General features: G+C 75.3%; 14 protein-coding genes. 9 read left to right on the plus strand and 5 right to left on the minus strand.

Annotation, left to right across the window (positions count from 1 at the left end; genetic code table 11):
- The first annotated feature begins 41 nt into the window (after positions 1 to 41).
- Together coaE and DCW30_RS33150 are read left to right on the plus strand one after the other, a co-directional pair.
- Complete coding sequence (gene coaE / locus DCW30_RS33145) at positions 42 to 641, plus strand: dephospho-CoA kinase (RefSeq protein ID WP_076686793.1); 600 nt, start codon at positions 42 to 44, stop codon at positions 639 to 641.
- A gap of 142 nt (positions 642 to 783) precedes the next feature.
- Complete coding sequence (locus DCW30_RS33150; RefSeq protein ID WP_076686794.1) at positions 784 to 1,152, plus strand: tetratricopeptide repeat protein; 369 nt, start codon at positions 784 to 786, stop codon at positions 1,150 to 1,152.
- A 56-nt stretch (positions 1,153 to 1,208) separates the two neighbouring features.
- Here DCW30_RS33150 and DCW30_RS33155 read toward each other — a convergent pair whose 3' ends face one another.
- Together DCW30_RS33155 and DCW30_RS33160 are read right to left on the minus strand one after the other, a co-directional pair.
- A complete protein-coding gene (locus tag DCW30_RS33155; protein WP_237283451.1) occupies positions 1,209 to 1,535 on the minus strand; it encodes a DUF6343 family protein in 327 nt (108 codons plus the stop codon).
- A 115-nt stretch (positions 1,536 to 1,650) separates the two neighbouring features.
- Positions 1,651 to 2,085, minus strand: coding sequence for an RNA-binding S4 domain-containing protein (locus DCW30_RS33160; protein ID WP_076686796.1), 435 nt, complete (start codon positions 2,083 to 2,085; stop codon positions 1,651 to 1,653).
- Between the two features lie 134 nt (positions 2,086 to 2,219).
- Here DCW30_RS33160 and DCW30_RS33165 point away from each other — a divergent pair, with 134 nt between their 5' ends.
- The 4 genes from DCW30_RS33165 (at position 2,220) to DCW30_RS33180 (ending at position 6,552) form a co-directional block, all read left to right on the plus strand.
- Complete coding sequence (locus DCW30_RS33165) at positions 2,220 to 2,966, plus strand: uracil-DNA glycosylase (RefSeq protein WP_076686797.1); 747 nt, start codon at positions 2,220 to 2,222, stop codon at positions 2,964 to 2,966.
- A gap of 123 nt (positions 2,967 to 3,089) precedes the next feature.
- Positions 3,090 to 4,232, plus strand: a complete 1,143-nt coding sequence (locus DCW30_RS33170; RefSeq protein ID WP_076689441.1) for an MFS transporter — start codon at positions 3,090 to 3,092, stop codon at positions 4,230 to 4,232.
- Between the two features lie 25 nt (positions 4,233 to 4,257).
- Positions 4,258 to 5,208: a prolyl aminopeptidase gene (gene pip, locus DCW30_RS33175; protein ID WP_076686798.1), complete on the plus strand. Its 951-nt coding sequence runs from the start codon at positions 4,258 to 4,260 to the stop codon at positions 5,206 to 5,208.
- A 363-nt stretch (positions 5,209 to 5,571) separates the two neighbouring features.
- Positions 5,572 to 6,552, plus strand: coding sequence for a glycoside hydrolase family 6 protein (locus DCW30_RS33180; RefSeq protein ID WP_079250421.1), 981 nt, complete (start codon positions 5,572 to 5,574; stop codon positions 6,550 to 6,552).
- Here DCW30_RS33180 and DCW30_RS33185 read toward each other — a convergent pair.
- A complete protein-coding gene (locus DCW30_RS33185) occupies positions 6,534 to 7,007 on the minus strand; it encodes a GNAT family N-acetyltransferase (RefSeq protein WP_103557511.1) in 474 nt (157 codons plus the stop codon). The genes DCW30_RS33180 and DCW30_RS33185 overlap by 19 nt on opposite strands.
- On the minus strand, positions 7,004 to 7,447 hold the full coding sequence (locus DCW30_RS33190) for a RidA family protein (RefSeq protein ID WP_237283452.1): 444 nt from the start codon (positions 7,445 to 7,447) through the stop codon (positions 7,004 to 7,006). The genes DCW30_RS33185 and DCW30_RS33190 overlap by 4 nt, the downstream gene beginning before the upstream one ends.
- Positions 7,448 to 7,674: 227 nt before the next feature.
- Here DCW30_RS33190 and DCW30_RS33195 point away from each other — a divergent pair, with 227 nt between their 5' ends.
- Positions 7,675 to 10,614, plus strand: a complete 2,940-nt coding sequence (locus tag DCW30_RS33195; RefSeq protein ID WP_418347333.1) for a DEAD/DEAH box helicase — start codon at positions 7,675 to 7,677, stop codon at positions 10,612 to 10,614.
- Entirely contained in the window at positions 10,611 to 12,068 is a 1,458-nt protein-coding gene (locus DCW30_RS33200; protein WP_237283453.1) for an SWIM zinc finger family protein, read from the plus strand. The genes DCW30_RS33195 and DCW30_RS33200 overlap by 4 nt, the downstream gene beginning before the upstream one ends.
- Before the next feature lie 25 nt (positions 12,069 to 12,093).
- Here DCW30_RS33200 and DCW30_RS33205 read toward each other — a convergent pair whose 3' ends face one another.
- On the minus strand, positions 12,094 to 12,750 hold the full coding sequence (locus DCW30_RS33205; RefSeq protein WP_079250170.1) for a DUF4291 domain-containing protein: 657 nt from the start codon (positions 12,748 to 12,750) through the stop codon (positions 12,094 to 12,096).
- A gap of 133 nt (positions 12,751 to 12,883) precedes the next feature.
- Between DCW30_RS33205 and DCW30_RS33210 the strand changes: the two genes are divergently transcribed.
- Complete coding sequence (locus tag DCW30_RS33210; RefSeq protein WP_076686801.1) at positions 12,884 to 13,666, plus strand: nucleotidyltransferase domain-containing protein; 783 nt, start codon at positions 12,884 to 12,886, stop codon at positions 13,664 to 13,666.
- Positions 13,667 to 13,672 lie beyond the last annotated feature (6 nt).

The following is a 13,672-nucleotide window of genomic DNA, read 5'->3' on the forward strand; positions in this document are numbered from 1 at the left end:
CCCCGAAGCCGGTGCCGGACCCAGGGTCTAGGCTTCCGGTCATGCTGAAGGTGGGCCTGACCGGTGGGATCGGCGCCGGCAAGAGTGAAGTCTCGCGGCTGCTGGCCGCGTCCGGAGCCGTCCTGATCGACGCCGACAAGATCGCGCGCGAGGTGGTCGAGCCGGGGACTCCCGGCCTCGCGGCCGTCGTCGAGGCCTTCGGCGAGGAGGTCCTCGCCCCCGACGGCTCCCTGGACCGGCCGCGCCTCGGCTCGGTCGTCTTTGCCGACGCCGAGAAGCTCTCCGTGCTCAACTCGATCGTGCACCCGCTCGTCGGCGCCCGCTCCGCCGAACTCGAACGCTCCGCCGCCGAGGACGCGGTGGTCGTCCATGACGTGCCGCTGCTCACCGAGAACGGCCTCGCGCCCCTCTACGACCTGGTGATCGTCGTCGACGCGAGCCCGCGGACGCAGCTCGACCGCCTGGTGCGGCTGCGCGGCATGAGCGAGGAGGACGCCCGCGCGCGGATGGCCGCGCAGGCCACCCGCGACAAGCGTCTGGAGATCGCGGACATCGTGATCGACAACGACGGGCCGCTCGACGGTCTCCGGGAGCGGGTGGCCGAGGTGTGGGCGGACCTCGTACGCAGGGCGCGTCCGTGACGTCGCGGGCGGTGTCCACGGAATGCCTGCCGTTGTGGCGGACGGTGTCCGAGGAATGCCTGCCGCTGTGGCGGACGGTGTCCGAGGAATAGATGCCGCTGCGGCGGGCGTTGGCGCGGGGGAGTGAGGGAAGGAGTCCGGCGTGCCCGACATCACCCCGGAAACGCATGTCATCGACTTCCGCGCGGCGGAGCAGCTCCTTGCCGCGCGCGATCCGCGCGGCGCGGTCAAGCTGCTGGACACGGTCATCGCCGCGCACCCCGAGAACACCGCGGCCAGGCTGCTGAGAGCGCGCGCCTTCTTCGCCTCCGCGCAACTGCGCGCCGCCGAGCTGGAGTTCAGCATCGTCCTGGAGCGGGAGCCGGACAACGCCTTCGCGCACTTCGCGCTGGCCCGCACCTATGAGCGCGGCGCGCAGCCCGAGCGGGCGCGCCGCCACTTCCGCCTCGCCGCGGCGCTCGACCCCCAGCCGGAGTACCTGGCGGCGGCCCGCTTCGACGACGAGGGCTGAGCCCGCTCCCGTCTGTCACCGCCGCACCGTCACGGGGCGTCTTCGGCCCATGCGGGCTAACGCGGGTCCGGCGGCTCGTACGGCGGGATGTCGCGGCCCGGCTGGAAGTGCGGGCCCTGGCGCAGCCGGTGCGCCACCCACGCCAGGTCGGCCGCGACGACGAGCAGCAGCACACCGCACGCCACCGCCCAGCCCGTGCGCCCGGTCAGGGCGAAGGCCGTGGTCCCGAAGGCGGCCCAGAGCAGTCCCCACACGCTGAACCACAGGCGCATGCGGAGCGGACTCCGCGCGGTCACCGGTTCACTGCCGGTACGGGGCGGGTGTGAGCTGTGGTGCGGGGTGCGGTGCCGGGTGTGGTGCTGGATTCGGTGCGTATGCGACATCGGCGTTCGTCTCCCTCCATTCCAGGATAGATAAGGAGGACGGGAACGCGCTGGACGCGCACAGAGCCGATGCGGGGCGGGTGCCGGACCAGTGCGCCACCCCGCCGCCCCGACGCTAGCCCTCCCCGCTGCCGAGCAGGCGTTCCAGTTCGCGGCGGTCGCGCTTCGTGGGGCGGCCGGCGCCCCGGTCGCGGATGCCCGCGGGGGCGGCGGCCACGCGCGGCGGGGGCGGCGGGGAGTTGTCGACGTAGCACTCCACGGCGACCGGGGCGCCGACGCGCTTGCGGATGAGGCGCTTGACGACGACGATCCGCTCCCGGTTGCCCGCCTGCCGCAGCCGCACCTCGTCGCCCACACGCAGGCCGTACGCGGGCTTGACGCGCTCCCCGTTGACCCGTACGTGGCCGCCCTTGCAGGCGGCGGCGCCCGCGGAGCGCGTCTTGGTGAGGCGGACCGACCAGATCCAGCTGTCCACGCGCACGGCGCCCTCGTCGGTCCGCGTGCTGCCCGGCGTGCGTTCCTGGCCGCCGCCCGAAGTCTCCGAAGCCATGCACCGACCATAGACCGCGTCCGGCGCCCGGCAGAACGGTTCGGGGCTACCGTGCCGAGCCTGCCGCGCTGACCTGAGCGTTCGCGGGTAGGCGTGGCCATGGTGGCGGTGTCCGCGTACGTACGGTGGAGGATATGGACGGCCTGAGCGAACTGGACCAGCGGATCATCGGCTGCCGCGCCTGCCCGCGCCTCGTCGCGTGGCGCGAGGAGGTGGCGCGCACCAAGCGGGCGGCCTTCGAGGACTGGACGTACTGGGGGCGCCCGGTGCCCGGCTTCGGTCCGCACGACGCCTCGCTCCTGATCGTCGGCCTCGCGCCCGCCGCGCACGGAGCGAACCGCACCGGACGGATGTTCACGGGCGACCGCTCGGGGGAGTTCCTCTACCCGGCGCTGTACGACGTCGGCCTCGCCTCGCGGCCCACCGCCGAGAGCGCCGACGACGGCCTGACGCTGTACGGCACCCGCATCACCTCGCCCGTGCACTGCGCCCCGCCCGCCAACAAGCCCACGACGGAGGAGCGCGACACGTGCCGCTCCTGGCTGGTGGGTGAGCTGAAGCTGCTCGCGCCCACGCTCAGGGCGGTCGTCGTGCTCGGCGGCTTCGGCTGGCAGGCGGCGCTGCCCGCCTTCGCGGCGGCGGACTGGCAGGTGCCGAAGCCGCGCCCCGCGTTCGGGCACGGGACACATGTGCGGCTCGCGGGCGGCCAGGGGCAGGAGCCGCTCGACGTCTTCGGCTGCTTCCACGTCAGCCAGCGCAACACGTTCACCGGACGCCTCACGCCCGGGATGCTGCGCGAGGTGCTGCGCTCGGCGGCCTTCGAAGCGGGTCTGCACCCGAACGGCCCAGCAGAGCAGGCCGTGCCGGGTGGCCGTTCCTAGCGTGAGGGCGTGGATGAGACGCGTGCGGCCGAGCCGCCTTCCCGTGCCTCCGGTGGTCCCCAGGCCGGGGCAGGCGCCGCGGCGACCGGCGCGCGGAAGCCCTCCGGCGCCGCCTACCGGAACCTGGCCGTCGCCACCATCGGCTTCACGCTCACCTTCTGGGCCTGGGACCTGGTGGCGCCGCTCGGCAGCGACTTCAGCGACCGGCTGGGCCTGAGCTCCTTCGAGCAGTCGCTCCTGGTCGCCGTCCCGGTGATCGTCGGCTCCCTCGGCCGCGTGCCGGTCGGCGCCCTGACCGACCGCTACGGCGCCCGGCTGATGTTCCCGCTCGTCTCGGCGCTCACGATCATCCCGGTGCTGCTGATCATCCCGGCCAGGAACAACTTCGGCGCGATGCTCGCGGTCGGCTTCCTGCTCGGCCTCGGCGGGACCACGTTCGCCATCGGCATCCCCCTGGTCAACTCCTGGTTCCCGCCGGCCCGCAGGGGCTTCGCGCTCGGCGTCTTCGGCATGGGCATGGGCGGCGTGGCGCTCTCCGGCTACTTCACGCCCCGCATCGCCGAACACGGCGACAACCTGCCGTACGTCATCGTGGCCATCGCGCTCGCGGTCTTCGCGGCGCTCGCCGCGCTGCTCATCAGGGACCGTCCCGACCGGCCCGTGCCCACCGAGCCCCTCGGCGCCCGCCTCGGGCAGGCGGGACGGCTGCAGGTCACCTGGGAGCTCTCCGCCCTCTACGCGATCGGCTTCGGCGGCATCGTCGCCTTCGGCGTGTACTTGCCCACCTATCTGAAGACCTGGTACGACCTCTCACCCACCGACGCGGGCACCAAAGCGGCCGGGTTCGCGCTGGTCACCGTCGTCTTCCGACCCATCGGCGGCTGGCTGTCGGACCGCTTCCACCCTGCCACGGTCACCACGGGCGCCCTCGCGCTGGTCGCGCTCTTCGCCGTCGTACAGGCCTTCGATCCCCGGCTGAACCCGGTGGGCACGATCTGCTTCCTGCTCATGGCGGCCGGTCTCGGCACCGCGAGCGGCAGCGTCTTCGCGCTCGTCTCCCAGGTCACCCCGCAGCCGAAGGTCGGCTCCGTCACCGGCATCGTGGGCGCGGTCGGCGGACTCGGCGGCTTCCTGCCGCCCCTGGTCATGGGCGCGATCTACAGCGCCAAGGACTCGTACTCCATCGGCTTCATGCTCCTCTCCGACCTGGCGCTCGCGGGCTGCGTGTACTCCTACGGGCGCATGAGAAATGCCCGCGCGGAGTGACGGAGGGCGCGTCTAGGCTGCGCCGATGGGCCTCTATCCGGACATCGAACCCTACGACCACGGCATGCTCGACGTCGGCGACGGCAACCGCGTGTACTGGGAGGTCTGCGGCAACCCGCTCGGCAAACCCGCCGTGGTGCTGCACGGCGGCCCCGGCTCCGGCTGCACCCCCTTCTTCCGCCGGTACTTCGACCCCGACGCCTACCGGATCGTCCTGCTCGACCAGCGGGGCAGCGGCCGTTCCACCCCGCACGCGAGCGACCCGGCCACTGACATGGGCGCCAACACCATGAAGCACCTCCTCGGCGACCTCGAACTGCTCCGGCGAGCGCTGCGGATCGAGAAGTGGCTGGTGTGGGGCGTCTCCTTCGGTTCCGTCCTCGGACTGCGGTACGCGCAGACGCACCCCGACCGGGTCTCGGAGCTGGTCCTCACGGGGCTCGCCACGGGCAGCCGCGCCGAGGTCGAGCTGCTCACGCGCGGGCTGGGGCGGATCTTCCCCGAGGCATGGCGGGCGTTCAGGGACGGCGTGCCGGCCGACGAGCGGGACGGGGATCTCGCCGCCGCCTACAACCGCCTGCTCGCCTCACCGGACGCGGCGGTACGGGCCGCCGCCGCGCGGGCCTGGACGGACTGGGAGACGGCGTTCGCACCGGCGCCGCCGAGGTCCATCGCACGCTACGAGGACGCGGACTTCCGGGCCGGTTTCGCACGGACCGTCACGCACTACTTCGCCCACGACCACTGGCTGGGCGGCGACGAGGTGGTCCTGCGGGACGCGCCCTCGCTGGCCGGCATCCCGGGCGTGGTCGTCCAGGGCAGCCTGGACTTCGGCAACCTCCTCGGCATCCCGTGGCGGCTGCGCGAGGCGTGGCCGGGCAGCGAGCTGATCCTCGTGGACGAGGCGGGGCACAACGCGGGGGCGCCCGGGATCGCCGACCGGCTGGCGGCGGCGACGGACCGGTTCAGGGAGTGACGCGGGCCCTGCCGGCGAGGTGAGCGCGGCTCCGGCGGAGGCGGGTCGGGAGTCGCGGGTCGGGGTGCGGGGCGCGGGGTGCGGGGGAGCAAACCCCGGGCGGGAGCGCGCACTTGGGCGCGAGGCGTCGGACGAGCGCCGCTGCCGTAGGAGTGATTCTCCGGGGTGAACTGCCGCCGTCCCGGCGGGGGAGCCGCCGCGGCAGGGGCGCGGCGACCGCACACTCCGGGGAACGCGCCGGGCAGGACCGGCGCCGAGCCAGTGGAGTCCCCGGTGCCAGAACAGCTCCCGAGCCGCCCCCGCCCCCCGCTCCGCCGGGGCAGGCGCCGCCTCCTCGCCCGCGTCCTCACGGCCGCTGCCCTCCTGCTCGCCGCGGCGGCGACCGGGCACGCGCACACCGACGGCGGGCCCGCGGCACGGGAGGGGGCCGGTGGCGGCGGGGCGGCACGAGGGGGCGCGGGCGCCTTCTGGGTCGAGCCCGACAGCGCCGCCGCCCGGCAGGCCGCCGTGTGGCGACGGCAGGGCAGGATGGACGACGCCCGCATGATCGAGCGCGTCGCCGCCCGCCCGCAGGCCGTCTGGCTGAACGAGGACGGGCCGGGCGCCACCGTGCGCGCCCAGGTGGAGGCGGCGTCGAAGCAGGGCCGCACCGCCGTCCTCGTCGCCTACTTCATCCCGCACCGCGACTGCGGGGCGTACTCCGCGGGCGGCGCCCGCGACGCCGCCCAGTACCGCGCATACATCGACGACTTCGCCGCCGGGCTCGGCGCCACGGGCGCGTACGTGATCGTCGAGCCGGACGCCGTCGCGCACATGGTGGCCGGCTGCAAGGGGGCCGCCGCCGGCGAACGGTACGAACTGCTCGCCCACGCGGTACGGACCCTGAAGCGCGTGCCGAACACCAAGGTGTACCTGGACGCGGGCAACGCGGGCTGGATCCCGGACGAGCGACGCCTGGTCGGCCCGCTGCGCGCCGCGGGGATCGCCGCGGCCGACGGCTTCGCGCTGAACGTCGCCAACCACTACACGGACGCGGCGAGCACCGCGTACGGCCACCGGCTCGTCCGGGCGCTCGACGGCGGCGGGCGTTTCGTCGTCGACAGCAGCCGCAACGGCAACGGCCCCTACGTCGGCGTGGACGCCTGGTGCAACCCGCCGGGCCGGGCGCTGGGCACCCCGCCCACCACGAGGACCGGCGACGCCTCGCTCGACGCCTACCTGTGGGTCAAGCGGCCCGGAGAGTCCGACGGAACCTGCCGCGGCGGGCCGAAGGCCGGGCAGTGGTGGCCCGAGTACGCCCTCGGCCTGGCGCGACGGGCCAAGGATCAGCCCCCGGGCGCCTGAGCGCCGGGCCGCCAGACGAAGCGGACGTCCGGCTCGCGCTCCTCGTTGCCGGAGCCGTCCGTACGCTCCGCCTCGGTGAAGCCATGGCGTGCGTAGAAGCGGTGCGCGGGGGCGTTGACCTGGAACGTCCAGAGCGAGAGGCCCTGCGGGCGGTGCTCCTTGGCCAGGGCCACGAACCGGTCGCCGATGCCGTGCCCGCGCCACTCGGGGGCGAGGTAGAGCTGGCTCAGCTCGTCGCCCTCCAGCACCATCATGCCGACGGGCTCGCCCGCGGCCTGTGCGAGCCAGGTCCCGCCGCGCGGCACCACGACGTACGTGAAGAAGTCCCGCACCTCGTCGTCGCTGTGGGCCCGCCGCACCGACGGCAGCGCGGCGTCGTAGGAGCGCAGATAGACGTCGGCGACGGCGGCGCCGTCGGACCCGGTGGCCGGGCGCAGCTCGACCGGGGCGATCACGCGCCGCCCTCGGCGTCCGGGCCGGCTCCGGCGCCCTCGGGGACGACGGCGGTGGCCGTGATCTCGACGAGCTGGCCCGGATAGCCGAGGCAGGTGGTGCCGAGCAGCGTCGAGGTGTGCGGGCCCGCGTGCAGGGCGGACGCGCGGACGACCGCCCAGGCCTCGCTGAGCGCCGAGACCTCGTCGCTCACCACGTACACCGTGCTGGCCACCACCTGCGACAGGTCGCTGCCCACCGCGCGCAGGGCCTCGTCGAGGTTGGCGATGACCTGCTCGGTCTGGCGGGTGACGTCTCCCTCACCGACGAGCCTGCCCGCCGGGTCGAGGGGGACGGAGCCCGCCATGAAGGCCAGCCGGGCGCCGGCCTCGACCACGGCGGCGTGCGCGTAGCCCGGGGGCGGGAAGAGGGTGGGGACGACCGTGCGTTCCGAAGGGGCCATGGGGGGATGATGCGGGGCCCCGGGGCGCCACCGCATCCGATTTTCGCCGCGCCCCGCCTCCACCGCTTCGGCGTCGGCGCCCGTTGTCAGTGGTCTGGCCTAGGGTGGCGAATGTCGGGTCAGGTGCGCGGGACCGGTGCTCTGAGCTGGGCTCTCGTGAGGTCGCGTGGATTCTCGGGGGAGGGCCCCGCCGGGTGCGCACCGGGAGAGGGAGCGAGGTGGTGGCGGTGACGGTGGAGGCGGCGACGGCCGGCCACGCCTCGGTCGTGCGATCCTGCGCGGCCGTCTTCCTCCCGGCGGAGGCGCCGAGGGAGGGGCGGATCGCGTTCTGGCGGGCGGACGGCGGGGACCTGCCGGGGAGCGGTGAGCCGGCGGACGGCTTCGGGCCGGGGGAGGCCTGGACCGGAGACCGGGGGGAGATCGTCGTCGCCCGCAGGCACGGCAAGGGGGCCCGCGCCCGCACGGTCCCCGCGCTGTTTCTGCCCGTGGCCGAGGCCGTGCCGCTGCTGCTGCGCGCCGCGCGCCCGCATCCCGCCGCGGCCTGCTGGGGCGCCGCCGCGCGGCACGCCCTGCATCTGGCCGCGCGCGGCAGGCTGCTGCCCGGTGTCACCACCGGCGATGTCGACGCCTGGCGGGCGGGACCGCTGGACGAGTCGGACGTGGCCCAGCTCAGGGCCATCGCCGCCGCCCTGCCCGCCGAGGCGCACGCCGTGCCGCTGCCGGGAGCCGGACCGCTGCTGCTGCCGGAGCAGTTCGCCCTGGTCAGGGCCTTCGTGGACGCGGTGGTCGACGCCCTGCCGCGGTCGCCCGCCGCCGCGCACGCCGTGGGCGCCCCCTTCGCCGCGCGCGAGCCGCAGCGGCTGCCGGGGGCGCGGGGCTGGGCGGCGGAGGTCGCGGCCGGGGTCGACGCCGGGGTGCGGGTGTCGCTGCGGCTCGACCTGCGGGCCCACGAGGTGTTCGACGGGGCGGACGCGGAGGGGCCGGACCAGGGCGGCGGCGAGGCGGACCGGGCGGCGGGCGCAGGGGTCTCCCGCGCGGCCGTGGCCAGCCCCGCCGCGGCCGTCGTGCAGGTGCACAGCCTCGCCGACCCCTCGCTCGTCACCGACGTGCCGCGGCTCTGGGCCGGCGCGGACCACTTCGGCCCCCGCGCCACCGTGGACACCCTGCTCGCCGTGCGGCGCGCGGCCCGCGTCTGGCCACCCCTGGCCCGCCTGCTCGAACGGCCCGTGCCCGACGTGCTGCCGCTCAGCGAGGAGGAGCTGTACGACCTCCTGGGCGCGGCGGCGGGCCGGCTCGGCGCGGCGGGCGTGACCGTCCACTGGCCGCGCGAGCTGACGCGCGGCCTCACCGCCACGGCTGTCGTCCGCCCCGCCCCCGGCACCGCCGCGGACAACTTCGACTTCTTCAAGACCGAGGAGCTCCTGGAGTTCCGCTGGCAGATAGCGCTCGGCGACCAGGCCGGCGAGCCGCTGACCGAGGCGGAGCTCGACCTTCTCGCCGAGGCGCACCGCCCGGTCGTCCGGCTCCGCGACCAGTGGGTGGTCGTCGACCCCGACCTCGTCCGCAAGGCGCGCAAGCGGGACCTCGGGCTGCTCGACCCGGTGGACGCGCTGTCCGTGGCGCTCACCGGCACGGCCGAGGTCGACGGCGAACAGGTGCCCGCCGTGCCCGTCGGCGCGCTGGCCGGGCTGCGCGAGCGCGTGACGGGCGACCTCGGCACGGTCGCCCAGCCCCCCGGCCTGCACGCGACGCTCCGCGACTACCAACTGCGGGGCCTCGCCTGGCTGGACCGCATGACCTCCCTCGGCCTCGGCGGCTGCCTCGCCGACGACATGGGCCTCGGCAAGACGGTCACGCTGATCGCCCTGCACCTCCACCGCGCGCACCCCGCGCCGACGCTGGTGGTCTGCCCCGCCTCGCTGCTCGGCAACTGGCAGCGGGAGATCGAGCGGTTCGCGCCGGGCGTGCCGGTGCGCCGCTTCCACGGCCAGGGCCGCACCCTCGCGGACCTGACCGGCGGCTTCGTCCTCACCACGTACGCCACGATGCGCACGAGCGCCGCCGACCTCGCCGCCAGGCCCTGGGGCCTGGTGGTCGCCGACGAGGCGCAGCACGTCAAGAATCCGCACGCGGCCACCGCGAAGGCGCTGCGCACCATCCCCTCCCCGGCCCGCGTCGCCCTCACCGGCACCCCCGTGGAGAACAACCTCTCCGAGCTGTGGGCCCTCCTCGACTGGACGACCCCGGGGCTGCTCGGCCCCCTCAAGGCGTTCCGCGCCCGGCACGCGCGCCTGGTGGAGGGCGGTGAGAACGCCGAGAACGACGAGGCGATGGTCCGCCTGGCCCGCCTGGTCCGGCCCTTCCTCCTCCGCCGCAAGAAGTCCGACCCGGGCATCGCCCCCGAGCTGCCGCCGAAAACGGAGACGGACCACCCGGTCACGCTCACCCGCGAACAGGCCTCGCTGTACGAGGCGGTGGTCCGCGAGACGCTGGCCCGCATCGAGGCGTCGAAGGGCATCGCGCGGCGCGGCCTCGTGATGAAGCTGCTGATGGCGCTGAAGCAGATCTGCAACCACCCGGCGCAGTATCTGAAGGACGGCGCGCTCAGCACCCGCTCGGGCCGCCCCCGCTCGGGCAAGCTGGAGCTGCTCGACGAACTCCTGGACACGATCCTCACCGAGTCGGAGAGCGCGGGGGCCGTGCTGATCTTCACGCAGTACGTGGAGATGGCGCGGCTCCTGGAGGCCCACCTCTCCACCAGGGGCGTCGGCACCCAGCTCCTGCACGGCGGCACGCCGGTCGCGCGGCGCGAGGAGATGGTGGACCGCTTCCAGTCGGGCGAGGTCCCGGTCTTCCTGCTGTCCCTGAAGGCGGCGGGCACGGGCCTGAACCTCACGCGCGCGGGCCACGTCATCCACTACGACCGCTGGTGGAACCCCGCGGTCGAGGAGCAGGCCACGGACCGCGCCTACCGCATCGGCCAGACCCGGCCCGTCCAGGTGCACCGCCTGATCACCGAGGGCACGGTGGAGGACCGCATCGCCGAACTGCTCGCCGCGAAGCAGGCGCTGGCGGACGCGGTGCTCGGCGACGGCGGCGAAGCCGCCCTCACGGAACTGTCCGACGCGGAGCTCGCGGACCTCGTCGCCCTGCGGAGGACGGCATGAGGCGCCGGGGCGGGCTCGGCTGGGCCAGCGGGATGAGCGAGACGAGCCGCATGGGCAGCGGCCGCGTCTTCCCCGCCCTGCCGCCGCACCCCGACCCCGAGGCGCCGTTCGCCGCGACCTGGTGGGGCAACGCCTGGATCGACGCGCTGGAGGCCGGCGCCCTCGACCAGGCCCGCCTGGCGCGCGGCCGGACGTACGCGCGTGGCGGCGCGGTCGACACGATCACCGTCGCCCCCGGCCGCATCGTGGCTTACGTCCACGGCAGCCGCCCCCGCCCCTACCGCGCGGAGATCCGCCTGCGCACGATGCTGCCCGAGCACTGGGACCGCTTCCTGGACGCGGTGACGGACGACCCCGCGCACATCGCCGCCCTCCTGGACAAGGACATGCCGCACGCCCTGGCCGACGCGGCGGACCGCGCGGACGTCCCCCTCCTGCCGGGCGCCCGCGAGCTGTCCCCCTCCTGCACCTGCCCCGACCGCGGCCACCCCTGCAAACACGCGGCGGCCCTGGCCTACCAGACGGCCCGCCTCCTGGACGCCGACCCCTTCGTCCTGCTGCTCCTGCGCGGCGGCGAGGAGCCCGACCTCCTGGACGAGCTGGCCCACCGCAACGCCCGTGCCTCGGCGGCGGAACAGACCGCCCCGGACGGCGCACCGTCGCCCGCCCCAGCCCCGGCAGCCCCCGCCGCCGTGCCTGCCGCGGCCCCCGCCGCCGCACCTGCGCAGACGCCGGAGCCCACCCCCACGCGCCCGCCCGAGCCCACGTCCCCCGCACCCACCGCCGGTCCGGCACCGGCGCTCCCGGGAGGCCCGGCGCTCCCGGGGGTCCTGGCCAGGGACGTCCTCGCCAAGGACGTCCGTCGTCCCCTGCCGCCCCCGCAGGCGCCCCCGGCGCACCCGGGTGAGCCGCCGGTCCTGCCGGCCATGCCGGGCGCCCCGGATCCGGCCTCCCTGGAATTCCTGATCACGGACGCGGCGACGCGGGCGCACGCGTTCCTCACCACCGGGGCGGACCCGTTCACGGCCGCGTCCCCCTGGCACGACGCGGTCCGCCTGGCGGCCTCGCACCCGGGGCTGACGGGCCGCAGGACCTTCAGCCGCCAGTTCGCCGAGCTGGCCCGCTCGGTGGGCCGCACCCCCGGCGACCTCTCCCGGGCGGCGGCGGCCTGGCGTCAGGGCGGCGAGGACGGCCTGGCGGTCCTCGAATCCCCCTGGGACCCCCCGGCCGGACCCTTCGACCGAGCGCGTGGCGCCCTCGCGTCGGCGGACCTTCCCCGCATGACGATCCACCGCAACCACCTCACGAACGCGGAGGGCGCCCTCCAGCTCCGCTTCGGCCGCGACGGCCGCTGGTATCCGTACCAGAGCGAGCCCGGAGCGGACGACTGGTGGCCGGAGGGAGAGGCGGACGAGGACGTGGTGGGCGCCCTGACAGCGGTTCTCGGCGGCTGACGGCCTGGCGGGCGGGGCCGCTCGCTCACGCCCCCAGATGGGCCAGTTCGGCGTCGCCCGCCGGATAGGGCCGCTCGGCGGGGAGCAGCTTCTCGGCCGCCGAGAGGTCTCCGGCGCGTACGAGGGCGTGGACGTCCCGCGCCAGGGCGGTGACGTCCGTGATGGAGACCGTCCACTCGTCCGCGTAGCGGCGGGAGGCGTCGCCCGCCAGGCCGAGCTGGAGCGAGCGGTGGGGCAGGGGATGGAGGCGGAGGTCCCGTTCGGGGTCCCACTGGACCCGGGCGGGGGCCTGGCGCAGGGCGCGCTTCCAGGCGGCTTCGTCGGGGTGGAGGCCGCGCGCGTAGTGCGAGAGGCAGGCGTTGCGCAGCGCCCAGTCGAAGCCCTCGCGGGTGATCTCGACGGCCAGCACGGTCTGCTGCCCCTCCTTCGTGGCCCAGCCGCTGCGGTACATCATCCAGAGGAAGGACGGTTTGATCCACGTCATGCGGTCCCGCTTCCAGGCGGCGGGGAAGCGGCCGTCGCGGGCCGCGGGAACGCCGAGCCCGGGGGCGTAGGCCTGGTAGACCGTGATCGTCGAGTCCGTGTGCAGGGCGCGGATCTGACGGCCCGGCGTGGGCGGCTCGGCGGACGGGGCGGCCGGGACGGCGGACGTGGCGGTGCTGTCGGCGTGCTGGGCTTTCATGGGGCCAGCGTGCTGGTGGCATGGCTGATTCGCCACTGAATTGTGGGCGGGGCGCGTTACGTTGGGGGTGCCGGGTGAGGCCGGTGGCGGTGGCGGAGGCGGCGGGAGCCGACGGCAGAGGGGGGAGTGCGCGGTGGGCGCGACGGACGGTTCCGACCAGGACGCGGCCTTCCTCGACCGGGTCGCCGACCGGCTCGCCGCCCTGCCCGGCGTCCTCGCCGTCACCCTCGGCGGCTCACGCGCCCAGGGCACGCACACGCCGGACAGCGACTGGGACTTCGCCGTGTACTACCGCGGGCCCGCGTTCGACCCCGCCGACCTGCGCGGCATCGGCTGGGAAGGGGAGGTCCACGGCATCGGCGACTGGGGTGGCGGCGTCTTCAACGGCGGCGCGTGGCTGACCGTGGAGGGACGCCGCGTCGACGTGCACTACCGCGATCTGGACGTGGTGGAGCATGAGCTCGCCGAAGCGGAGCAGGGCCGCTTCCGGTGGGAGCCGCTGATGTTCCACCTCGCCGGCATCCCCAGCTACCTGGTGCTGGCGGAGCTCGCCGTCAACGACGTGCTGCGGGGCGAACTGCCCCGCCCCGCCTACCCCGAGGCGCTCCGCCGCACCGCCCCCCGCGTCTGGCTGGAACGGGCCCGCACGACCCTCGGGTACGCCCGCGCCAACCACGCCCCGCGCGCCCGCCTCACCGAGGTCGCGGGCGCCGTCGCAACGGCCGCGGCACAGGCCGGGCAGGGGGTGCTCGCGGCACGCGGGGAGTGGGTGACCAATGAGAAGCGGCTCCTTGAGCGGGCCGGGCTGCGCGGCGTGGACGGGGTCCTGTCCTCGCTGGAGGCGGACCCCGACGCACTCGCCGCGGCGATCACCGAGACGGAGAGGCTGATCGACGCCGCGGTGAGCAGCGGGTAGCCACCG

Source organism: Streptomyces alfalfae (assembly GCF_004127445.1).
Taxonomy (GTDB): domain Bacteria; phylum Actinomycetota; class Actinomycetes; order Streptomycetales; family Streptomycetaceae; genus Streptomyces; species Streptomyces alfalfae.

What these genes read in the sequence shown, in the direction of transcription:
- coaE (WP_076686793.1), top strand. Translation starts at nt 42, where the DNA reads ATGCTGAAGGTGGGCCTGACCGGTGGGATCGGCGCCGGCAAGAGTGAA.
- DCW30_RS33155 (WP_237283451.1), bottom strand. Translation starts at nt 1,535, where the DNA reads ATGTCGCATACGCACCGAATCCAGCACCACACCCGGCACCGCACCCCG.
- DCW30_RS33160 (WP_076686796.1), bottom strand. Translation starts at nt 2,085, where the DNA reads ATGGCTTCGGAGACTTCGGGCGGCGGCCAGGAACGCACGCCGGGCAGC.
- DCW30_RS33165 (WP_076686797.1), top strand. Translation starts at nt 2,220, where the DNA reads ATGGACGGCCTGAGCGAACTGGACCAGCGGATCATCGGCTGCCGCGCC.
- pip (WP_076686798.1), top strand. Translation starts at nt 4,258, where the DNA reads ATGGGCCTCTATCCGGACATCGAACCCTACGACCACGGCATGCTCGAC.
- DCW30_RS33190 (WP_237283452.1), bottom strand. Translation starts at nt 7,447, where the DNA reads ATGGCCCCTTCGGAACGCACGGTCGTCCCCACCCTCTTCCCGCCCCCG.
- DCW30_RS33200 (WP_237283453.1), top strand. Translation starts at nt 10,611, where the DNA reads ATGAGGCGCCGGGGCGGGCTCGGCTGGGCCAGCGGGATGAGCGAGACG.
- DCW30_RS33205 (WP_079250170.1), bottom strand. Translation starts at nt 12,750, where the DNA reads ATGAAAGCCCAGCACGCCGACAGCACCGCCACGTCCGCCGTCCCGGCC.